The following is a 22,275-nucleotide window of genomic DNA, read 5'->3' as shown; positions in this document are numbered from 1 at the left end:
ACAACCCTCCATGCTGACGACCCATAAAAAAGTCCCGGTCAATGCCGGGACAACGCGCTTGCTCTAAAGTCGTGCTGATTATGGCGCTAAATCAGTCTTGCCCAATTTGGCTTCATCAATTTTATCTTTGTAGTCTTGCAGGATATTTTCAATTTCCACGCGCTTTAGCTGGGTAAAAGGCTCATCGCGCATCACTTTTTGGTAGAGGCTGGGCTTTTCATAAATCTTGATTAATTGCAGCCCAAAGTCATATAGCTTGTCGTTTTTCTCACGGCTAGCATTCAATTGCTGCTGCTTTTTCACAATCACGCCCTGCATATTGCTACGCTCGGCTTCTCCCTTGCGGATCATGTCCTGCGCATTGGCAAGTTGCTGCTGCATATCCTCAAGTTTTGCCTGCAAAGCCTGGTTGTGTGATTGTGCATCCGCCTTTTCCTTGCGCAGCGTCTCGAGTTCGCTCGTCAATTGTGAATTGCGTCGGTTGGCACTCGCCACACTGCTTTTCAACTCATTGCTTTTAGCTTGCTCAGCTTCAGCTTCTTGCTTAAGCGTGGCCTTTTCCTGCTCAAACTGAGTTTGCAATTGCTCTTTTTCCGCCTGTACCTGCTGCATCATCTGCCGCATGCGACGCTCTTGCTGCTTAGCAGCCTTATCCTTGTCGGCTGCCATCACAGGTAAAGCCATAAGCGCCAATAGGAACAAGGCAAGCCAGCGGGTATATGGGATTAAACTAAGCATGATCAGAACCTAGCTGTCAGGTCAAAGAGGAACACATCAATGGACAGCGGCAAACCGCTTACCTCACGGGTGCTGTACCAGCGCGCTGTAAACGAAGTGTTCTTGTCCAGGCCATAGCTGCCACCCAGAATAGTACCCTTGGCATTGGTACCGCCCAGGTTAAAGTCGGAGTCGTTGAAGGAGTCCATCACTGCATCAGCCTCGATGCGCTTATACGCACCAAACACTTGCCAATCGTGACGGTTAGCCACATCTGGCATACCCACCGTCAGCTTGACTTGGTAAGCATCGGTTTCCTTGTCATACAGCCTGCCGGTACGGTTGTAGATCTCCTGACGGTCAAACGCGATGTTGCGAGCATAGTCACCCTGCAGGATGACATGCACAGGATCAAAGGTTGCAAGGTCAACCTGACCAGTCAGGTTAAGCACCTTGAACTTGGATGCCAGGCCGCAACCACTACCACTGTAGCCTTGACCGCCATTGGCAAGATCTACCAGGCCGCAACTGGCATCGCCATTCTGCAGCACATCAAAGGTATTGTTACCCTTCTGGCGCCACGGCATCACGCTAGCGTTGTAGCGCGTATCCACACCATCCTGGTTATTGCGTATGCCCTGTACCTCCTTAAAGTCATACAGTGCCAAGCCAGCCTTGACGCTGGACTTGTTAGGGCTGATCCACTCCAGACCAGCCTGGGCACCCATGAACCATTTATCCTTGGCCTTATTGAAGGAATTCTTGTGCACCTGGTCAATCGGGAAAGCACCAATAGTACCGAAGCCTGTCACACTGTCATTCAGCTTGGGCGTAAAAGTCACGGCCGCACCATCAAACGCCAGCGAGCGATCCCACACCATATCGGTTGAGAAGAAAGGATTGGCAAAACGGCCAGCGGTAGCCGTCAACCAGGAATATGGCTTGGCCGTGACGAATACCCGATCCAGGCCCCAATCGAGCTTGGCCTGACGAATCTCGATGGACTGGTTGGGAGATAGCGGGTTATCCATGTGACCAGTCGTCATGCGGATACCGGCCGTAAACGTATCACTTAGCTTGGCATTGATGCCAAAACGCGCACGCACACGGTAGCGGTTCTGGTCGTCCGTACTGTTGGCAATCATGGCCTGGCGACCCGTATTAAGGCCATACTGAAACTCCGGCAGGTTACGTTCAGAGAACCTGTCAGGCTCGTAACGCAGGCGCACATCACCCTCGAAAGAAATACGATCAAGCCAGCTTGGCAGTGCCAGGCGCTCGCTTTCTACATGATAGTTGAGCTTGGCCATCACATCCTTCTCAATATCGGCGCGCAACTGCTGTTTTACAAACTCCGGCACATACTGCACACGCACTACGCTGCCATCCTGCGCCGTGGCATCAGCCACCCCTGCCACGACTGGCTGAGCGTTCGACTCTGCCGGAGCCTGCTTGGCTGCCTCAGCCTTGCGGATTAGCTCATTCGCTTTTTCCTTGGAAAGTATACCTTCCTGTACCAACGCCTCAATCAGCCCTACCGTGGTACTACGCAACTGCTCCAGCGATTCGCGCTCCCCCGCGCCTGCATTCGATACCAGTAGCATCAAGCTCAAGGCCATCGCTACCGGCTTCATCATACGTACTTCAGTTTTCATTTTGTTTGCCTCAATCTAAGCCTGTAAGGCTTGTCAATTCCCTAGTTGCTGCCTCAACCCATGTTCTTGGCAGTAATCCGCAACTTCACTGGCTGCGGCATATCTTCCGGCGGTGCCTCTGGCATGCGCTTGATCGACTGCAAGGCTTTGCGCAACAATCCATCCTTCTTTTCCTCGCCACTGCCGTTCAGCAACTCGATCTTTTCCACGCGACCATCCTTGGCCAGCCATAGCTCGACCACAATGCGGTACTGCTCCTTGGCCAGCTCAGGCTGTTCGGCAATGGCATTCTCGATGCTCGACTTGATCTGGTTGGTATACCAGGCATAGGCCGACAATCCCTTGCTGCCGCCGATCTTCACACCCACATCGCCACCGCTGTAATCACTGGTGACCTTGCCCGCACCGAAGGCGCTGGGCGCATCACCCGCCTCCCCCTCCATCTTCAAATTTTGCGGCTCAGGTGGTGCTTCCACTGGCTTGGGCTGCTCCACCTTGATTTCCTTAGGCTCCTCCTTGGGTTGCTCCTTCGGTGGTTCCTTGGGCGGTGGTGGCGGTGGCGGAGGGGTATCCGGCAATAACTTCACCGTGGTAACAGGTGGCTTCTTCGGGCCAGGCTTGCTCGATAACAGGCTGTAAATCCCGTAACCCAAGGCCGACACCACCATCACCCCAACAACGATCCACACCCAATTGGCCTTGCCCTGCTTTTTCATCTCAGCCATCAGGTACCTATCCTCGAGGTCACCAGGCCTACATTCTGGATTTCCATACGCGTCACCAAATCCACCACCGAGACAATGCCGGCATAAGGTGCACGTGCATCGCCCTTGATCATCACCGAGAACTTGGGGTCACGGGCACGTGCAGCATTGAGCTGGCTTTCCAGCTCAGTCAGGTTGACACCTATGCCATTAAGCAACAGCGTGCCACCCTCCTGCACTTGCACTATCTTGACCTCGTGCTGCTCGGTACTCGGCTTGTTCGAGGGCTTGGGCAGGTTCATGGTCAGGCCCTGCACCGAGGCCGTGGTCATCAAAATAAAGATCACCAGCAGTACATAAGCCAAGTCCAGCATCGGCGTGATATTGATGGAGTCGTAGGGTTTGCTGTCGTCTTGAACCTGCATGACTAACCCTCGGCTTTCTTGGTCACCAGGCCCACTTCCGTGATACCCAGCTTCTTGCATATTTCCAGCACTGCAGACACCTTTTCGTAATGTGCGGCGGCATCGCCCTTGAGTACAACGGGCAATTCCGGGTTATTGGCCTTGTACTCACCCAGGCGCTGCTCCAGCGTGGCGAGATCTACCGGATAAGCATCCAGATAGACATCACCCTCGCCAGTGATGGTAATGCCGCGTATATCCGGCTTGGCCAGGTTGCCAGTGGCGCTGGTCTGCGGAATTTCCACCTTGACGCCCTGTACCGAAGCTGTAGTCATGATGATGAAGATCACCAGCAGCACATAGGCGAGATCAAGCATGGGCGTGATGTTGATCTCGTCATAGGGCTGGTTGTCTTCCTTGATATCGGCCATGTGCGCTCCGCTTATTTGCCGTAGAGCTCAGCCACGCGGGTGATGTACTCATCCACGAAAATCTGCATGTCGGTATTGATATTCTTGATGCGGCTGGAGAGATAGTTGTAGCCAAACAGCGCTGGAATCGCCACGGCCAGACCAGCAACCGTTGCCATCAACGCTGCAGCAATACCCGGGGCAATGGCGTTGACGTTCACGTCACCCGCTGCTGCAATCTCCGCAAAGGTGATCATGACGCCGATTACGGTACCGAGCAGGCCCAAGAAAGGACCGCCGGAAATCGCGATGGTCAGCAGCACGATATTGCTGTTGAGTTTTTTGTTCTCGCGGATCAGGTCAGCATCCACCGCAGCCTTGATCGCATCGAGCGAAGCACCGCTCAGGGACAACTGACCGGCTGCATCATAACGCTTGCGGATCTCACGCAGGCCAGCTAGATAGAGCCGCACTACCGTAGAATTTTGTGTATCGGCGCCCTGATCAAGCTGCAGCAATTCAGCATGGCTCGCATCATTGAAACGCTCAATAAAGGCACGGTTGGCTTTGTCATTGCGCGTAACCTGGCGTGCCTTGGCTACCATAACCGCAGCACTAATCGCAAACATGACCGCAAGGATAATGATCACCACCCATGCATCGACAGTGAGGCTGTGGAACAGCACCATGAAGTGGGAGCTGCCACCCTCTTCTTCCTCATCACCTTCGGCGGCACTGACCTTGATCAGCTGACCATCCATGCTCTGGCCGCTGGCAGCCGCTTTGATCCAGGCGGCGCTACGTGCAGCCGAGGCCAGCTCCAACTCGTCCAGCTCACCCTGATAGCCATTGCCTATCTGCACAGCATCCTGCACTGCTGGCAGGGCAGCCGCACCATTGGCAACTTCAGTACCATCGATATACAGGACAACCTTGCCACCAGCCACCGTCACGGCAACATGCTGCCAGACCGCAGTCTTGAGTTCGCCACCCGCCACCACCGCGCTACCGTTGTTGAACTGCAGCTTGCCAGCCACCAGGCTGATGGTCACAGCACCTTGTTGATACAACGTGCCTTCAGCCTCACCAGGCTTGAGCCAGGCGCTAAAGGTAAATCCTTGTGCATCATTGAGTGCCAGCGCGGGATTGGCAGCCAGCACCAGCGGCTCGCCATTCAATACGGCTGCTTCACCGATCAGGGCAGCCTTCTGCACCGTCACATTGCCTGTCGCCAACAGCGCATGCTTGCTATCCTGCAGCAAAGCGCTTTCGGCAAAATGGAATACGGCAGCGGTCGCAGCATCGAAACTACCCGCCGCATCAGCAGCCGAAGTTGCAGTTTCGTTACCGGAGTAAAGCCAGATATGCGCATCCTTGGCGGCTGGATCAAGCTTGGGCAGTAAGACCCAGATCACGGCCAGTTCATTCACTGAATCGAACTTCTCGATATGGAATTTCAGTTCGGTTTTGTCATCACCTGCCACTACACGCAGGTCGGAACCATCAAGATTGGCACTGGAAAAGTCAAAATTGCCCGAGTGCAGGCGCAAAACCACAGGTACTTCGGATTCGGCCGTAGGGATGCCTGTAGCATTGATCGTAACTTTGGCGCGGCTACTCCATGCTTCATTCCCGCCTTCATTCCAGGCGGCATAGACCATGCCGGGCAGCAACATCAGCAGAACTACTAACTTTCTCAACATCGAACCGCGCTCCAGGACAAAGCGCGTAATATAAATTTCATGTGTGACTTGCTAGTGACTTGTACGTTAAATTGTTGTGTCACAAGAATGTCAAAAGGACTAGGAAAACCTAGTCCTTTTGACTTGCTCCATCGCTTAACTACTTTACGATATTGCCAAGGCCGAGCACTTCAACCGATACAAAGGATGGCAATATATTCTTTGGCGAGAAGTCCTGGTTTTGCGGCAGATTTACCATATCTCCCAAGGAGGCGGTTGTAGCAGAGGCCACATTAGAAGTACCAGTCAGCGAGCCTGCCAGCGTTCCCATCGAAGCCAACGGCACACCTACAGTCGTGGTACCGACGATATTGCCGGCATTCAGCACACGATCAGCCACCGCTAGGATACGACCGCCGGCAATACCCGCTTCACCGGCATCCAGCGTACCGCGCGGTGTAATCAGCGCAGTGGTGACATTCTCAAGGCTAGGCGCTTCCAGCGGGCCGCTTGGGCCATCCGGGTCATAAGATTGCACCTGGATACCGCTACCGGCAGACGCCCCCTTCATGCGGCGCGTCATGTTGCCCCAGGCATCGGTGAAGATTTCCTGCTCCGGCACCGCCACCGCACTACGTGAGCCCTTCCCGGCATCGATATTGCCGTTGTTGACCCATATCGTCATGTCGTTGGCAAACTGGGTGACCACGCGCGACTGGTTGACCTGGAAATTGGTCTCGGCGAAGGCGCGTATCTCGCCACCATTCTCGGTGACAATACCGTTGCCCGCACGCACGGCGCGACCCGGGATACCCACGTTGACCATGCCACCCGGCACCAGGATGTCGATGCTGCCATCGCGCAGGGTGTTGATCTTGCTATCGAACAGCGTGAGGTCACCCTGGTATTCAATATCGCGCGGGAACAGCATGGCCACCGCATCGTCCCCACGCTTGTGGCGCACCAAGCCAGCCAGGCTCTCGCCTGATGCCTTCAGTGCCGCATCGGCCTCACCGGATGCCAGCAATTCCGAGGAGTAATGGCGGTAGGCAAAGATGGCCTGCTTGTCGTGATCTAGCGCCAGGTATTTCGTCATGGCCTGCTCATCGGTCATGCCAGGGGCATTGTCACCCAGATCGCGTACATACTTGGCCACGGCCTTCAATGTGGCTTCACGATAGGCTGCCATGCCTTCAGCATTACCTGCCAGCACCGCAGGGCCATCCCCATTCGGGTTAATGTAGGCATTGATATAGTCTGCCAGTTTCGGCCCACTGCCCACGCCAGCCAATACAGTGATAGAAGCACCAGTGTCAGGCAGATAGCTATTGATGGTATTAGCCACACTATTGAGACCACCACTTGCACCCAGATTGAAATGACGCCCGGCCTGGAACAGGAAGTTACCCGGCCCAGCCAGGTTGTAGCTGGAATCTACCGCCGAGGTTTGCAATATGTCACGCCCTGCCTTGACGATCGTCAGGTTATTCGCTGACAGATTCTGCAGTTGCCCCTGGTAAGTCAGGCTGGCACCAGTATTCGTCGTAATCTCACCAGCGTTAAGGTTGAGTATATCCAGCCCAGCAATGATGGAAGCTGCCTTGGGCAGGCTGATGTGGGTAGCCACATCCTCCTTGCCGATGGTGCCATCCCTGGCCACGATGACAACTTCCTGCGGATTATTGATATGCAAGGGTGTGGTCGCGTGGTTGAGTTGCACATAATCAGCCAGCTTGCCGAAACTGTTGCTCGCTTCATTCAACGACCTGACAGGGCTGAACACGCCAGGCAACTTCGCAGGGTCGGCATCCGACATGATGATCCAGGGGGACTGGATATCAGCGCCTGCAAGCAGGCTAAGATTGCCCAGGCTAGAAGGCATGAGGATCAAGCCAGCATCAGAATGCGCCGTAATACTGCCGTTGTAGGCAGTGACTTCAAGGGTACCCGGCATCAGGCCGAGTGAAGCGCGCGTGATCGCAATACTCTGGGTACTCAGCAGACCCTGGGCTGCGGTCGCCATTTTGTTGGTGATCGCATTCCTGTAAAAATCACCAAACGACACGTTACCGGTCAAAGAAGACACTTCCAGCCCCGCACGCTCGGAATAGGTATTGAACGAGGAGTGCAGGCCGTTAGCCGTTAGCGACTGTGCGCCTGGTGCATTGACGTTCGATTGCGCAAACAGCGTCGGATTGATGACAGCCTCAATTAACACATCGCCAACGGCTGACAGGCTCGCGGTTGCATCCTGCAAGGCAATCACGGTACCGAAGGTGTTGCCGGCATTGGCAATATCACCACCAGCAGACAAGGCAATGTCGCCACGCCCGGCATAATAGACACCATTATTGATGTCACCCGCGGCCTGCACTTTGATGTTGCCTCCTCCATCCGTGCGGTTGCTGCTGGTGCTGACGAAACGCCCGGTAGTCGGTACAGACACTGACAGGTTAGTGACACTGCCGCCTGAAGTGACATTCACGTCGCCACCGCCAAACGCGGCTACACCTTGCCTGAACTGGTCGGTACGTAACCACCAGCTCACTGGCAAATTGCTGTTGCCGCCACCCTGGCGGAACAACCAGTTATTGATGAGTTGCTGCCTGCCGGTTGTATCAAGTAACGCACCCGTAATATCACTACCGGTCTCAATGGTGATATCACCACCATTGGTCAGATAGGCTGTGCCGACAGAGCCTATACCCGTGGCACCCGTAGGGCTGGTGTAGCCAGCGAGGTCATCGGCCTTCCGGCCTGCGGTATAGATAACCGAGTTGCCATTCCCCAGAGTGAACTTGCCTGCCGCTGCGAGATGAATATCACCAGTCCCGGTGCGTATCATCTTGTCGTTGGCGAGCGTCATGTTGCCTATGGTGTTGTCGGAAAGTGTTGCCATGTAATTGGCGGCACTCATGTCGGCACCCGCCACCAGATTGATACTCCAGGATTGCCCGGTTCCCAGTGTGCTGGTTGTTGCCACACCATTGAAGCCATCGCTGATGGTGCCATTCACGTTCAAGTCACCAGTACTGCGTATGGTTAGGCTGCCATCGCGCCCTTGCGACAATGTAGCCAGGTTCAGGTCACTGCCTATCGTCGTGGTGCCCGTGGTACGAATCTCGGTATGCGGCGCGACAATGACCGCCAGCCCATCGCTGGTCGCCTGGTAGGTATCTGCGATAGTGCCTGCCCCACTGTAGAATGCCGTGGTGTCCGCATTCACTGTAGCCAACGTGGCAGCATTGATAGTGCTGCCGCTATTGATAACCTTGAATGACTCCAGCACCACCTTGCTGGCACCAGTAATGGCCGCAGGAGCGTCAGTCGCCACCTTGAGGCCTGATGCCCCAACCCGCTCGGCGCGCATGGTGACTTCACCCTTGGTATTGCCGCTGACATCAATCACGGCAGCATCCGCCAGGCGCTGGCCGCCGGAGAAGACTTCAGCATTGATGGTGCCGGTATCGGATGAGAGCAGCACATCGCCGCCCTTGCCATCACTGGCTTCAGCCTTCGCCAGTAACTTGCTGCCTGCTTTCAGGTTGAGGTCATCGCGCGCAAACACCTTGACCTTGCCACCCTGCTGTCCGCTGGCATCCAGTGTGCCGTGCAGGTTGAAGCTGCCATTGTCGGCGCTGAGGATAATGTTCTGCGCTTTCACCACATCAGCGGCGGCAATATTGAAATCACCATCGCGCAGGCGCAGGTTGCGGGTGGCATCAAAGCCACCAGCATTCAGTGCTGCATTGAGGGTGGAGAAATCGGTCATGGTCTTGCTATCCAGCAGGAAGCTGCCGCCGGTATTGCCTTCGGCCGCCTGGCCCTTGAGGCTGTTGGCTGCCACTTCCACGCTGCCATTCCTGGCAGTCATGGAGATCGTGCCCGCATTGCCGCCGCTACCACCGCCCACATTCACGACCGCACCATCCATGACACGAATATTGCCCTGGTCGGATTGCAGTGCCACCAGCCCGCCCGGTGTATGCGCAGTGTACTTGTCAAAGGCCACGGCCTTGGAACCGGCATTGATATTGGCACCTGCCACTACATCCAGGTTACCCTGCGTGGCCTTGGCCTTCAGCTGGCCTGCCAGCAGCTCGATATTGCCGCCCAGTTCCATCTCGCGCGCCGTGAGGTCCAGCTTGGCACCTATGCCGTTGCTGGTCTGGGTAGGCTGGCTGCCGTTACCCGTAAGGCTGAGGCTACCCTGGCTGGCATTGACAGCATAGTTCGCTCCGGTTGCCGCTGTTACACGCTGGCTGGACAGGCTGACTTGTTGTGCCGAGATCGCCAGTGCGCCGTTACCGGAAAACACGGTATCGCCCCCGCTATTCATCGCCACCTGCTCGAAGCCACCGATATTGAAGTTACCTGCCCCGGCTGGCGAGGCTGCACCCTTGCCCTCGATGGCAATGCTCTCTGCATTGATGTTGAGCTTGCTACCCGCGACATCGCTGACTGGCGTATAGACCGCACCCGTGGAGTTTTTCAGGGTCAGCTGACCGGTGGTCAGGGTGACATCGGCGTTGCCTGCCACTGCATGGCCGCTGATGCCGGCGGCATTGATGGTGATATCCAGGTCTGCGTTACCCAGGCTGACATCACCATAGAAGTTGAGGTTCTGGCGGCTGTTGAGCGTCACGCGCCTGAGGTTGCCGAAGCTGGACAGTAGGCTGTCATCCACACGCAAACCATCGAGGGCGGGATCAGCATCCCCTAACAGGATATTGTTGGCACCCAGTGTCAGGCTGCCATGCGGCACTGGCTGGCCATTCACTTCCTGTGCGAAGAAGCCCAGGTTGCCGTCCACATGGGCAATGCCTGTGGCATCCAGCACCAGCGATTCATGCGCAGTGATCTGGCTGCCTGCGGCAATGTCCAGCGTACCGCCCAGCGTAGAGCCGGAAGTCGCTACGCGGTCATACACGAGGTTATGCTTGCCCGAGATGCCCAGCAAGGCACCATCGCCATTCACGCGTACCACGCTATCGGTCACCTGCCCCGAGGACTTGGTGCTGAGGCGTACATCACTGGCAACACTGACCTTGTCGGTGGCGGTTGCCAGCAGTTCTTCCACCTTGAGTTCGTGCTCTGCACCCGTGTTGGCAAAATTCACCTCACTCGCCACAGTGGTGATCTCCAGGCCTTCCTGGCCCTGGTTGCGTCGGCCACCGAGCAGCAGGCTTTCGGCATTGAGCTTGTTCAGTGCATCCGCAGTCACCTGCAGGGTACCGTTATCCGGCCCCACGCTGGAGACCACATTGATACGGCTGGAGACAATATCCACCAGTGCACCGCGTCCATTCAGGCCTACATCGGTCTTCACCGTGCTGCCCAGGCTCAGGCGCTCACTGGCCGCCAGCACCAGTTGCCCTGCATCCACTGCCAGGCGCGGTACTGCGGTGCCATTTTTCTTGGCCTCATTTGTAAAGAATTCATTACCGCTGGACAGTAGGTATTCAGCGGGAACCTTGATGCCGGAGTTTTCCGGATCGCGGAATACTGCGCCACTGGTCAGGCGGAAGGTGCTCCAGTTGGTAGCGCGGCTGCTCTGGTTGACGTTGCTGAAGAAGCCGCTGCTGAGGATGGAACCATCAAACGTGGTGGTCGATACCCCAGGCAACAGGCCCTTGCCGGATTGCAGTTCCACCATGTATGCCCCTTCCAGCAGGGCATAACGTGCTGGCATCAGGGTGTAGTAACCAGCAGCAATACCATTGCCGCCAGAGATATAGATGCTGGAACCAACAGCCGGGGCTGCTCCACCGCGCTCCACGTAGTTGTAGTAATTGTAGTCATACGGGGCATAGTCGCCCTGCAATGACGGCAGGATGGCATAGGTATTCGGGTTATCAATCAGGATATCCTTGGAGCCACCTAGACCATTGATGAATTCATAGGCGAAGGTATCGCCGCTGCCGGAAATATCCACCACGGCATTCGAGGCCGACATATCCACATTCGGTGCACTCAGGGTAATGCGCTTCTCCATGGGCTTGCCGCCTATGGTGGCACCACCCGGCAAGTCCCACAGCGAACCGCCATCGCGTGTCACGCCATAGGGGATCAGCAAGCCTGCTGCCGAGGTGGACGTCAGGCTGCCTGCACCCAGGGTCAGGGTATCAGTGGCTTCCAGCGCCAGTTCACCCAGTGGGGCCAGCACCACGCCATCCTGCTCGATATCCTCAGCCTGGATGGTGAGCTTGCCACCTGCACTGAATACCGGCTTGTACTTCTCGCCACTGGATTTCACCGTGACGGTGCTGCCTGCACCATCGGCCTTGATCGTGTATTCACTGTTGGTGACGGGATACAGCTGCCTGCCGGTCATCACCAGCGAACCGGGGGTAACCAGTGAGCCCTTGTTATCATCAACCTGTCCGCGCATGCGGATATCCAGGCGGCTGGTCAGCTCGGCACGGTTGATACCGGAGAAATTGAGGTGGCCGCTGAGGTCTATCCAATCAGCTGTCGCGCGCAGCAGGCCATTGCCAGCCACGATATCGTTACTGATGCTGGGCGAACTCATCATGATGTGCGAGGCCTGCAGGTCAACAGTGCCATCGTTCATCACGCTGAGACGCGGGGTTTCCAGATGCAGGGTTTCGCCAGCCTTGAGCCTGACACCATCCTCGAACTGGATGCGGTCATGCTGTGAGGAGCTGGGGTCGCGGCTCTCACTCTTGCTGGCCAGGCTGACATGGTCAAACTGCGCCTTGTCGATCTGCTCAGTGGAAATCTGTGCCTTGCCCTCGAACGCAGCCAGGCTGTCGCCCGCATTGAGGCTGCCAGCCTGTACCTGTTTCTGGCTGGTCACCGTCAGTACACGTTCGCCAGTCGGTGGTGCAGGGTTGATCGCGATGGGAGTAGCATTGGATTCCAGGCTGAGGCTAAACGAGCCACGCTGGCCCGTGCCCTGTACATCGGCAATGAAGTCACCATCCAGCAGCGCACCTTCGCGCGCCTTGATGATGATGTCACCTGCCGCGCCGTATAGCGTGGAGCTGATATAGCGACCCTGTGCATTGGCACCCAGATCAACCTGGCCGGAAGTGCCGGAGACATTGATCTTGCTACCCTCCTTGGCCACCACGAAACCGAGGTTGGCATTGAGGGTGACGGTGCCCGCATCATAGACACGCGCCATCAGCAGGTTATTGGTTTGCAACGGTGGGCGCAGGTAATAGCCGGAAACATCAATCACCGAGCGTTCACCCAGCCAGATGGCCTGGGTGTTGTCGTAACCCACTGCACCCGGGTTGCCGTTGAGGTTGAACGCCACATCACCTGCCGGGGTGATGATGCTGCCCAGCATGTGCAGGCCCTTGCCTGCGGTCAGCGTCACCTTGCCCACATTGCCAACCACATCAGGAATGTCGGTGCGTATCGTCGTGTTCTCCAGCACCGTTAGGGTGCCGAAGCTGAATTCATTGTTGTAGGCCGCGAATGCCAGGGTAGCCGGGGCGCGCAGGCCCGCGGCCTTCATGACCGGGGCCGCGACCGTACCAGTCAGGTTATTGGCAGAAGCCTGTGCGGCATAACCCGGCGTAATCTGCAGTGTCTGCATCTTGGGATGAATCACGCTGGCCTTGCCCGAGGTATCACCCACCACGAACTCGCTATTGCTGCCCGTCGAGGTAATGGCATAGTGCGAGAAGCCGCCCTGCTCAAAGAAATCGGCACCCAGCCAGAAGCCGGTACCGCTATCCTGCCCACCGATATGGACATTCTTCAGGGTACTGATCGCGAGTTGGCCACCCTTGTTGAAGCCATACGCCTGCATCTGCGTCGGCAATACAATCTCGGTACCACTATGTAGGGTGATATTGCCGCCATCCCCGGTAGCCAGTTCACCCTTGCTGTTGAGCCATGCGCCTGCACTGGTATCCAGCTTCGTGTTCTGGCCAAAGGTCAGCTGATTGCCGTCCAGGGTGATATTGCCGCCATCGAGGGCAACCGGCATCTGCTGTGCGCCCTGCATGCCACGCGTGTCATTGGCCCAGGTTCCTGCGGTGCTGAGTGTCACGTTATCTGCTACGTGCACGTTCCCGTTGGCAGTCTGTGTGGTTGCGGTGATGTCACCACCCGGTGTGGTGATGTTCTTGTTGATGCTGACATTATCGCCCTTGAGGCCCACAGAGCCATTGGCCGCGGTGGAGATGGCCTTGTCGACAATGACATCGCCCATGCTGGTGAGCTGGATATGGTTGAAACCATTGTCCAGCATCTTCGTATCAACCACTGCCTCGGTAGCGGCATTGTTGCTGCCGAGCTGGAAGCTGGCATCCAGGGTATTGGCACGATCTGCCACACGCAGTGTCTGGGAACCTACCTTCAGGTTGAACTTGCCACCGTCCGGCAACTGGCTGCGCTGGGTAATGTCATGGCGCGTATTCGCCACCATGCTGCCTTCCAGCACGGGTGCGCCACCATTGCTGGTGATGTTGACGGTGCCGGCATCCTTGCCCTGGCGATAAGCCTGCTGGTACTTGCCGCCCATGCCCAGGTCGAAGCTCTCGCTCATGCCCGTCTTGGGGTCGGTAATGGTGAGTACATCAGCGATGGAGTGATACGGTGTATTACGGTCTGCCTTGGAGATCGCCACGATCTTGTTGTTGTAGACCAGGTTGCTCTCGCGGATCACGCCTGCGGCATAGTCGATCACGCCACCGGAGACATCAATCACCGAGCCACTCTTGGTAATGACATCACCAGCCGAGGTAATGTTTACTGTGCCACCCGCGCTCATGCGCTGGGCAATGGTCTGGGTCTGGCCTTTCAGGTAAGGGGTAATATCAAACAGGCTGGTACCCTTGCGTGCATCCACATACAGGGTCTGGCCCAACAACGGCGAACCCTTGAGCAGCGGGGTATCCTTGGCTTCCTCGGAATAGAAGCGGATCACCAACTGGTTCTGGTCCATGGTGCCTGTGGTGTCCACGCCGGAGACATCAATACGCGCGGTATCGCCCAGCAGCACGCGGATAGGCTGGCCGCCACCCACCGGCTTGCCATCGTCCAGTGCGTTGATGTTCACTACGCCGCCCTTGGCCAGCAGTTTGCCCTGCACGTCTATGCTACGGCCCTGCACCGTGATATTAGAGGCGGGCAAGGTCACCTTGTTGCTGATTTTTTCGGGGTTGTCGGTTTCCACCGCCACCTCGGTCACGCTGTTGGCACCGATGTTAACCGTGCCGAAACGTTCTGCCTGGAACACGGCGCGAGTACCACCGCCCTCAAGCGATTCCTGGCTGGTACGCACGGAATCACGCGCCAGCAGGTGGATGGAGCCATTGGCCCGTACCGAGGTAGTCGCCTTGATAGTGCCCATCTGGTTCACTGCCAGGCCGATCAGGGTGACATTGCCGCGCTGGGCCAGGATCTCGCCAAGGTTGGTTGCAGTGCCACCGCCATCCACTTCCACCAGCATGTTCGCCTGGTTGTCCTGCGATTTCAGATAAACCTTCTCGCCAGCAGCGAGAATGGTCTGGCCTTCGGGCGTGACGATAATGCCGTGGTTTTCCACATCCTTGGCCAGCAACACTACCTTGCCACCCGTGGCAGCCGTGAGCTTGGCACCAGCTTCCACCTTGATGAAACCACCAGTATTGCTGAAGGTCTCGCCTGCAAGGTTATTGATGAAACCCTGCGTGAACAGGGTATCGGTCATGCTGCTGGAGGTCATCGCCCAGACTGAGCCCAGGTTGACCTGGGCCGTGCCGGCAAAAATGATGCCGTTATTGTTCAGGAAGTAATTGTTACCCTTGCCTGTAATCGTACCGGCAATGATGCTGGGATCATTGTCATGAATGCGGTGCAGCATGCTCCAGCCAGCCTGCTGGTTGATATCCAGCGTATGGCCTGCCGCCAGGTTGAACTTGAGCCAGTTGGCAATCGCCTGTGGTGCGTTCTGCTGGATGGTGGTCAGGACCGGGGTTGCGCCGACAATCTCGGCGCCAACCCAGTTACCGCCGCCAACTACCAGGCCGGAAGATGGCAGGGGAATGATCTCGGCCATCACCTCGCCCGAGACCAGCATCGCCATGATCACGGCCAGTAGCGCCCGGCGCCGGCTGCGTGCGCTTGAGGCGCTACCTGCGGTTTGCGCAGTCGCCACTTCCGGTGCTGGCACGAACATGCCCAGATGCTTGCTGAAAACCAGACGGAACAGACCTTGATTCATTTTGATACCCCTTCAACTACCAGTCATAACCCAGGCGGAAATGCACCAGCGAATCGCCCTTGTCGATAAAGCCAGCCGAGCCTTCCTTGCCCTTGGTTTCCTTCAGTGCCCAGGCCAGGTCGAGGTTGGCATATACACCGCGCCATTTCTTCAATTGCAGCCCCATGCCCACCGAGGCGAGATCTAGTCGCTCGCGCTCACTCGGGCCGGGGTAATACACAGAGGTATAGCCCGCGCTGTAGAACAGCGAGGCATACAGTTCACCCGTGCTCATGCCCAGCCACGGTGCCAGTGAGGGAGTACGCACTTCGGCCACGCCATACAGGCCCTTGTCGCCCACTGCGGTGGCTTCGTAGTAGCCACGGACAGAATCGGCACCACCGAGGAAAAACTGCTCGTTCGAGATCAGCTGCCCCGTGGCAGCCTGTCCTGCCAGCTTGCCGAAGAGTTGCCAATCCTTGGGCAGGCGATAGGTATGCTTCAGCTCGCCGCGCAGGTAGGCAAAGCTACTTTCGGTATGCAGGCGATTCTTCTTGTTGAAGAAATCCTCTTCATCCGACATGACGCCGCGAATGGCAAAGGTCAGCCCCAGGTTCATCTGCGTAGTGGTTTTGGTGGTTTGCAGCGTGCTGTCATAGGCCACGCTGAATGGCATATAGCTGATCGGCATGCTGTCGACGTTGCTGCCATTGAGGCCAATCACCTCGTCGAAATCCTTGTAGTCGGCACCGACGCTGATATTGTGGAAGTAGCCGGAGAGCAAAGGGGCAGGCAGGGGATGGATATAGCGCACACCGAAGATATTGCCGTTACCCACCACATTGACACCACCCACACCGCTGACCACATTCACGTCACTGCGGGAAATCACTCCATACATGGCCCAGTAATCGCCTTCCTGCGTGGGGATCAGGTAATTGGCGGACAGCACGCGGGTTTCGTCCGTACTTTCCGGAGTGACCTGGAAACTTAGCGACAGACTATGGTCAAGCTGCCACAGGTTGTCATAGCGCACCGATCCCACCAGCCGTGACTTGGTGGTATTGGCCATGTAGCGGTTATTCACTTCGAGGTTGGCATGCAGTGGCAGCTTGTCCTCCACCTTGAGATCAATTTCCACCATGCCTGGCGTCTTGCCCGCGCGCATGACCGGGGCCACCTGCCTGTCCTGCTGTCCATTCAGGCTGGCCAGCTGGCGTTGCACATTAGGGAAGTAAGGCACCTTGCCCTCGGCCAGCTCGGGTGTGCGAGACTTGATGACGCCCAGCGAGTAGTACTTGGCACCCACCACACGCAGTTTCTCGATGCGGCCTTCCAGCACTTCCAGGCGCACAGTCTTGTTGAGGATTTCCTGTTCTGGCGTATTGACGAATACCGTGGGGTAACCCAGATCATGGAAGGCCTTTTCCAGTGCAGCACGTGCACCTTCTACATCATCCACGGTCTTGCCTTCGCCAAGGAAGGGATAGATCGCCTGCTCAATGCTGGCAGGTGGCAATACAGTATTCCCCGTTACCTGGAATTCCATGATGTCGAAGGCTTCGCCAGGCCCGGCATCCGCACCAGGCTCCGTCGCTGCATCTGCAGGCATGGCTGTTCCAGATTTGGCTGTCTCCGGTGTGGCATCGTCAGCAACGGTGCCTGCCTGTGGTTCAGCCGCCAGCAAAGGTGACAGGCAACTCACCGCCAGCCAGGTGAAAATCAGTAAAGAGGTTACACGCACGCTTGATACTTTCATGAACTCGAAATGCACATAAAAAAATGGCAAATAAAACAAGCGGAGCATCATTGATGACTTCCCCATGTTTTACTGGCCACTCTCGGTGAGGGTTCTTGGTGTTTAATTACCCCAACCGTAGTGGGGCATATCATAGAAATGACTTATGACATGTCCATGACGAATGAGAGTAAAAAGCACTTTCCTGCTTGAGCAGGAAAGTGCGAGTGCATCACAGGGTATTCACCCTTGTTATTGCTGTATTAGTTGAACAGTTGCTGTGCAGCGCAGTTGTTACCGAAGCGTGTACCCTTAGCAACAACAGCCAGCTCGCTAGAGCTACCTGTGCTGCAGCTGGAGCCGCCCAGTGGGTTCAGTGTCAGACCACGTGGTACGTCAGCGCAGTTATTAGGGTTACCCAGTGCGGAAGTGATCGCTGGGATCAGGTTGCGACCGAAGGTATCGGCAGTGTTAGCCACGAAAGAACGCATTTCGATGTGGAAACCGTAGTTGCCGTTGATGGCGGATTCGCGAGCGAATTCCAGGCCATCAGCAGTACCGTTGGCGTTAACGTCAACTGTACCGGCTTCTGGGTGAACACCATCCAGCTTCAGGTAACGGTAACCAGCGTTAGCAGCAGACTCAGAGCGCCAGTTGTTTTCCATGGACAGAACACCGATAGCGAACTGGTTGTTGGTACCACGAGTTGTCAAAGCAGTCTTCACGTTACCGGAACCGCTGTGCTCAGTGACGAAGAAGCTACCGCCGCTATCAACCGCTGCAGCTGGCTCCAGACCTGCTGTGGAGCATGGGTTCTTCAGGAAGTAAGCGTTGGAGCTAGCTTGTGTACCGGAGCTGGCAACACGACGCTCCAGGTAAACAGCCTTGCCTGCACCTGCATCACCAACCAGTGGGGACCAGTCGGACTGGTAGCCAGAGAACTGAGCCACGATGGATGTGTACTGAGAGGAAGAGATGTTAGGAGCATTAGCTGGGCTAAAAGCAGCATCAGCAGCGTTGGCAGCAGCTGTAGAAGCGTAGATGCCTTGTGCAACCTGCAGGGCACGGTACAGAGGAATAGTCACGGCCACACCGAAGGTTTGACCTACGTTGGCTTCAACTTCAGTACCAGCTGTAGAAACGTCAAAACCGAACAGGGAAGCTTCAACGTCGGAGAAACCACCAGCTGGCTTGGCAACAGCACCGTCAGGAGTAGCAGCTGGGTTTACCAGTGTGCAGCTCTTGTAGTTAACGTGACCAGGGAAAGCGCTGGTTGCAATTGCGCAGCTGGCGTTTTCCAGGCGGCGTAGACGTTGCAGTTGAGTGCCATTGATGTGTGGAGCGTAGGCATTCAGGGAACCGTCGAATACCGTGTGGTAAACCACGGAAACGCGGCCGCCACGTGTACAGGCGTAAGCAGCGTAGTTACCCAGGGAACCAGGGCGAACGCTGGTGTCGGAGCTGGAGTTAGAGAACAGGGATACGGAGTTAGCGTCGCAACCCAGTTCAAAACCACGGAAGATGTTGAAAGTAGGAGCAGAAGCCCCAGAGATCCATGTCTCTTGCAGGGTACCAGCTGTACGAGCAGCACCGATCTGCGCAGGGGTTACAGGGGCAGCCAGTACGGAACCAGCAGCCAGGGTGGCCGCAACAGCCAGAATCATTTGTTTTACTTGCATTTGAAACTCCCAGTGATCAATCTTTATTGGATATTTCCAAGGAATGGTTCCCACCCTTGTGGGATGGGAACCGACTGCTATTAAGCAGCCTTGCGACGACGTGCAGCGGCACCTACCAAGCCAAGACCTGCCAACAACAAGGCATAAGTTTCTGGCTCAGGTACAGCAGCAACGGCATAAGTTAGAACACCATTGGCATCCAGCTTGAATGAAGCATCGTATTCAGCGAATGTCAGCTTACCCAGGGAACCAACTGCGCTGTAGTACTGAACAACACCCAGTTCGTCACCGATAGCGCCAGTTACCAGAGGGCCAATGCCGTAGAACTTGTTACCAACGTAGAACTGACCACCGTAGGCATTGCCAGTGTTACCTGTGCTGGCACCATTCTCGACAGAGCCGTGGTTACCCAGAGCGTTGTTAGCGTTAACGTAACGGTCGAATTGAGCTTGAGGAGCGCCGAATTGAGCCATGCGCAGGCTATCAGGCAGTGTCTGACCTGCACGGAAAGTCGTAATAAAACCCATGGAACCAGCTTCATTGATGCTACCTACATAGTCAGTTGCAGCAACAGCCCAGGACAGTGTGCTACCAGCACCAGTGATAGCGCTCCATGCATCAGCGTAGTCACCGGTAGCTAGGTTCCAGCTAAAGCTGGAAGCGGAGGAAGCACCACCCACAGAGAAACCTGCGTAATCAAAGCCTAGGTCAAAAGTGGCTGAAACATTGTTAGTAGCATCAATAATGGTCAATACCAAACTACTGCTATTCGTCTTACCATCAGTCATCGCAGCGCTAGCCACACCAGAAACACTCATTGCAGCAACAGCAGCGGCAACCAAAGCCTTCATCTTGAAATTCATGGTTATTACTCCCGAAAAAATTTAAAAGCAGAACACTTACGAAACATCTTTGAGCCGCTACATTCGTCACGCTGCACACTACCGAACGTACCCAACTGCGCCTTCTCAAAATTCGCGACTGGGAGCATCTTAAAAATGGAATATGAAGTAGGTATGGTCTCGCTCTAGTTCTTTAGGACTAGGTTGAACTGGTATTGAATGAGCAAGGCTCACAGAGAGACAAGCAGGCAGGTACGCCGCTTGTCTAAGGTAAGGAAAACGCAGGCTTAGTGGCGAATCAGGCCGAGACGAGAAGCCTTGGCTGCCGCATGGCTGCGGTTTTGAACATCCAACTTGCGCAGGATGTTTTGCATGTGGTTTTTTACCGTCAATGGGCTGATTTCAAGGATAGTGGCAATTTCCCAATTACTCTTGCCGGTGTGCACCCATTGCAGGATTTCTTTCTCGCGAGCGGTGATCAAGCCTGCTGTCGCACCATCGCCCAGCACCTCATTGATATTGGTCACCCCTTCACTCACACGCATGAGCACGGAATGCAAATAAGGCACCAGTAACTCCAGCATGTAGGCATGATTGGCACCAAGCTCACCAGCCACGCGTGAAAAACAGAAGAAAGAGGAAATACTGCCATCGGCGGAAGATAAGCCGTAGGCCGCAAGATTACGCAACTCACTTTCCTGCAGGTTGCCAGCATCGATTTTCGGCACGGTAAAACTGCCAAAATGACCATCTTTAAGATAAGGATCAACTAACACTGGCTGCGAAGTATGCTGCCAAGACTGAATCGCCTTCATCAGCACGCCTGACTCTTCATCCATCGCGATGGTCACATGCGCATCGGTCACATAGCGCGTGCTACTGAATGTCTCCAGCGAAAATACGCGACCCGCGCCAATGGCAAAACCGCAGAGTAATACTTCATGCGGTAGCAAAAACTGAAAATGACCCTGCAACCAAGAAAAAAACTGTGCCTTTTTCTTGATCCGCAAGGATGCATCAACCACCTCCAGAAAAGCGCTAGCCTGATCTGGCGTGAGATCCTTGTTATAGTTATCCATAACCCCGAATGATTGTTGTAGCAGCAAATGACCGTCCTCCCCTATGCGCATTGTCTGGCACTCAGGTTTCAATCCCATGAAAACGGCGTGGCATTATCATTGCAATATCGAGCGATATCCTCTCTCATCGCAAGCCTCGTTTGTACCCATGGGGTTATAGCAACAACACATGACAAAAGATCGCCTTACCCTAGTCACAAAGAACTAGTCCTGCACTTTTCAGCCTTCATGCGCACGTCATACCCATGCGTCACGCTAATGGTCATGACGAAACTTGGTTTGATCTTCATCCTGGCCTTCTGGACCTGGCTTTCACTAATCCCGGAATCGCGTGCCGATATTTGCCTGCACGATGACGGCGAAGAAGTGCTGCATATTTCCAATACCAGCACAGCACCTGATTGCGCCTGGCGCATCACTGAAGCCGGGGGATCACCATCGTCTCCAGGCACCCGCACCTTGCCTTTCCATGAGGTCATCACCACCGCGGCACAAGCCAACCAGCTAGACCCCGCACTACTGCATGCCGTCATCAAGGCTGAATCTGGCTACCAAGTGCATGCGGTTTCCCCACGCGGTGCTGCCGGGTTGATGCAACTCATGCCTGCTACCGCACGCCAGCTAGGTGTGAGTGACGCTTACGACCCAGTGCAAAACATCATGGCGGGCGCACGTTACCTCGGCCAACTGCAACGCACTTTCGATGGCAACCTCAGCCTGACCCTCGCCGCCTATAACGCCGGGCCAGGTGCGGTAAAGCGTCATGGCAATGTTATCCCGCCATTTGCGGAAACCCAGGCTTACGTTCCCAAGGTATTACAGACATACCAACGCATCACTAGCACGAATTAACACACAATCAAGGGCGAGCGTAGCAATGCCCAGTTGCTGTGGCTGTTGACGTTATCTTCCCCGTCTGGCTGCGCCGAGTAGCGGAAATCTGTCTGGACAAAGAGCTTGCGTCTGTCTGAGCGCAGCGAGTTCAGCAAGCTCCCAGACAGATTGAGCAACGCAGGGTACCGGGAGCTTGCTCCCGGCGTAGACTCCGGGGTCGCCTTTTGTTTGGTTCCTTTATTTTGGCGAAACAAAATAAAGGAACTCGCTGGCAAGCGAAAGGCAACGGTGCAATAGTTTTCAATCATGGCAAGACCAACAATTTCAATTGAAAACTACAAGGCAGCATCGATCATCCTGCCTTGT

12 protein-coding genes are annotated in these 22,275 nt (G+C 55.7%); 1 reads left to right on the top strand and 11 read right to left on the bottom strand.

The window, feature by feature from the left end; translation table 11 throughout:
- Positions 1-78 precede the first annotated feature (78 nt).
- From ACIKP9_RS11730 to epsA, 11 genes are all read right to left on the bottom strand, one after another.
- Positions 79-738: a hypothetical protein gene (locus tag ACIKP9_RS11730; protein ID WP_400883039.1), complete on the bottom strand. Its 660-nt coding sequence runs from the start codon at positions 736-738 to the stop codon at positions 79-81.
- Positions 739-740: 2 nt separating this feature from the next.
- On the bottom strand, positions 741-2,372 hold the full coding sequence (locus ACIKP9_RS11725; RefSeq protein WP_400883036.1) for a putative porin: 1,632 nt from the start codon (positions 2,370-2,372) through the stop codon (positions 741-743).
- A gap of 53 nt (positions 2,373-2,425) precedes the next feature.
- Complete coding sequence (locus tag ACIKP9_RS11720) at positions 2,426-3,097, bottom strand: TonB family protein (RefSeq protein ID WP_400883033.1); 672 nt, start codon at positions 3,095-3,097, stop codon at positions 2,426-2,428.
- A complete protein-coding gene (locus tag ACIKP9_RS11715) occupies positions 3,097-3,501 on the bottom strand; it encodes an ExbD/TolR family protein (protein WP_230348680.1) in 405 nt (134 codons plus the stop codon). Before ACIKP9_RS11715 ends, ACIKP9_RS11720 begins: the two co-directional genes overlap by 1 nt.
- A 2-nt stretch (positions 3,502-3,503) precedes the next feature.
- Positions 3,504-3,911, bottom strand: a complete 408-nt coding sequence (locus ACIKP9_RS11710; protein ID WP_025870063.1) for an ExbD/TolR family protein — start codon at positions 3,909-3,911, stop codon at positions 3,504-3,506.
- A gap of 11 nt (positions 3,912-3,922) precedes the next feature.
- Positions 3,923-5,593, bottom strand: a complete 1,671-nt coding sequence (locus tag ACIKP9_RS11705; RefSeq protein ID WP_400883028.1) for a DUF2341 domain-containing protein — start codon at positions 5,591-5,593, stop codon at positions 3,923-3,925.
- Positions 5,594-5,732: 139 nt separating this feature from the next.
- Complete coding sequence (locus ACIKP9_RS11700) at positions 5,733-15,758, bottom strand: filamentous haemagglutinin family protein (protein WP_400883025.1); 10,026 nt, start codon at positions 15,756-15,758, stop codon at positions 5,733-5,735.
- A gap of 16 nt (positions 15,759-15,774) precedes the next feature.
- Positions 15,775-17,496 carry a ShlB/FhaC/HecB family hemolysin secretion/activation protein gene (locus ACIKP9_RS11695; RefSeq protein ID WP_400883022.1) on the bottom strand — a complete coding sequence of 574 codons (1,722 nt, stop codon included), beginning with the start codon at positions 17,494-17,496 and terminating at the stop codon, positions 15,775-15,777.
- A gap of 242 nt (positions 17,497-17,738) precedes the next feature.
- Complete coding sequence (locus ACIKP9_RS11690) at positions 17,739-19,154, bottom strand: hypothetical protein (protein WP_400883020.1); 1,416 nt, start codon at positions 19,152-19,154, stop codon at positions 17,739-17,741.
- An 80-nt stretch (positions 19,155-19,234) separates the two neighbouring features.
- Complete coding sequence (locus ACIKP9_RS11685) at positions 19,235-20,017, bottom strand: PEPxxWA-CTERM sorting domain-containing protein (protein WP_400883017.1); 783 nt, start codon at positions 20,015-20,017, stop codon at positions 19,235-19,237.
- Positions 20,018-20,283: 266 nt separating this feature from the next.
- Positions 20,284-21,153, bottom strand: a complete 870-nt coding sequence (epsA, locus tag ACIKP9_RS11680) for an XrtB/PEP-CTERM-associated transcriptional regulator EpsA (protein ID WP_400883014.1) — start codon at positions 21,151-21,153, stop codon at positions 20,284-20,286.
- 186 nt (positions 21,154-21,339) lie between these two features.
- On the opposite strand from epsA, the gene ACIKP9_RS11675 reads away from it, so the two are divergent.
- A complete protein-coding gene (locus tag ACIKP9_RS11675) occupies positions 21,340-21,927 on the top strand; it encodes a lytic transglycosylase domain-containing protein (RefSeq protein ID WP_400883011.1) in 588 nt (195 codons plus the stop codon).
- Positions 21,928-22,275 lie beyond the last annotated feature (348 nt).

The sequence above is a fragment of the Methylobacillus methanolivorans genome (assembly GCF_044751345.1).
In the GTDB taxonomy this organism is placed as follows: domain Bacteria; phylum Pseudomonadota; class Gammaproteobacteria; order Burkholderiales; family Methylophilaceae; genus Methylobacillus; species Methylobacillus methanolivorans.
This window is presented reverse-complemented; position numbering and strand designations above follow the sequence as displayed.

Excerpts from the sequence above, each read along its gene's own strand:
- ACIKP9_RS11705 (WP_400883028.1), bottom strand. The coding sequence starts at position 5,593 with ATGTTGAGAAAGTTAGTAGTTCTGCTGATGTTGCTGCCCGGCATGGTC.
- ACIKP9_RS11700 (WP_400883025.1), bottom strand. The coding sequence starts at position 15,758 with ATGAATCAAGGTCTGTTCCGTCTGGTTTTCAGCAAGCATCTGGGCATG.
- ACIKP9_RS11720 (WP_400883033.1), bottom strand. The coding sequence starts at position 3,097 with ATGGCTGAGATGAAAAAGCAGGGCAAGGCCAATTGGGTGTGGATCGTT.
- ACIKP9_RS11690 (WP_400883020.1), bottom strand. The coding sequence starts at position 19,154 with ATGCAAGTAAAACAAATGATTCTGGCTGTTGCGGCCACCCTGGCTGCT.
- ACIKP9_RS11695 (WP_400883022.1), bottom strand. The coding sequence starts at position 17,496 with ATGAAAGTATCAAGCGTGCGTGTAACCTCTTTACTGATTTTCACCTGG.
- ACIKP9_RS11730 (WP_400883039.1), bottom strand. The coding sequence starts at position 738 with ATGCTTAGTTTAATCCCATATACCCGCTGGCTTGCCTTGTTCCTATTG.
- ACIKP9_RS11725 (WP_400883036.1), bottom strand. The coding sequence starts at position 2,372 with ATGAAAACTGAAGTACGTATGATGAAGCCGGTAGCGATGGCCTTGAGC.
- ACIKP9_RS11685 (WP_400883017.1), bottom strand. The coding sequence starts at position 20,017 with ATGAATTTCAAGATGAAGGCTTTGGTTGCCGCTGCTGTTGCTGCAATG.
- ACIKP9_RS11715 (WP_230348680.1), bottom strand. The coding sequence starts at position 3,501 with ATGCAGGTTCAAGACGACAGCAAACCCTACGACTCCATCAATATCACG.
- ACIKP9_RS11710 (WP_025870063.1), bottom strand. The coding sequence starts at position 3,911 with ATGGCCGATATCAAGGAAGACAACCAGCCCTATGACGAGATCAACATC.
- epsA (WP_400883014.1), bottom strand. The coding sequence starts at position 21,153 with ATGGGATTGAAACCTGAGTGCCAGACAATGCGCATAGGGGAGGACGGT.
- ACIKP9_RS11675 (WP_400883011.1), top strand. The coding sequence starts at position 21,340 with ATGACGAAACTTGGTTTGATCTTCATCCTGGCCTTCTGGACCTGGCTT.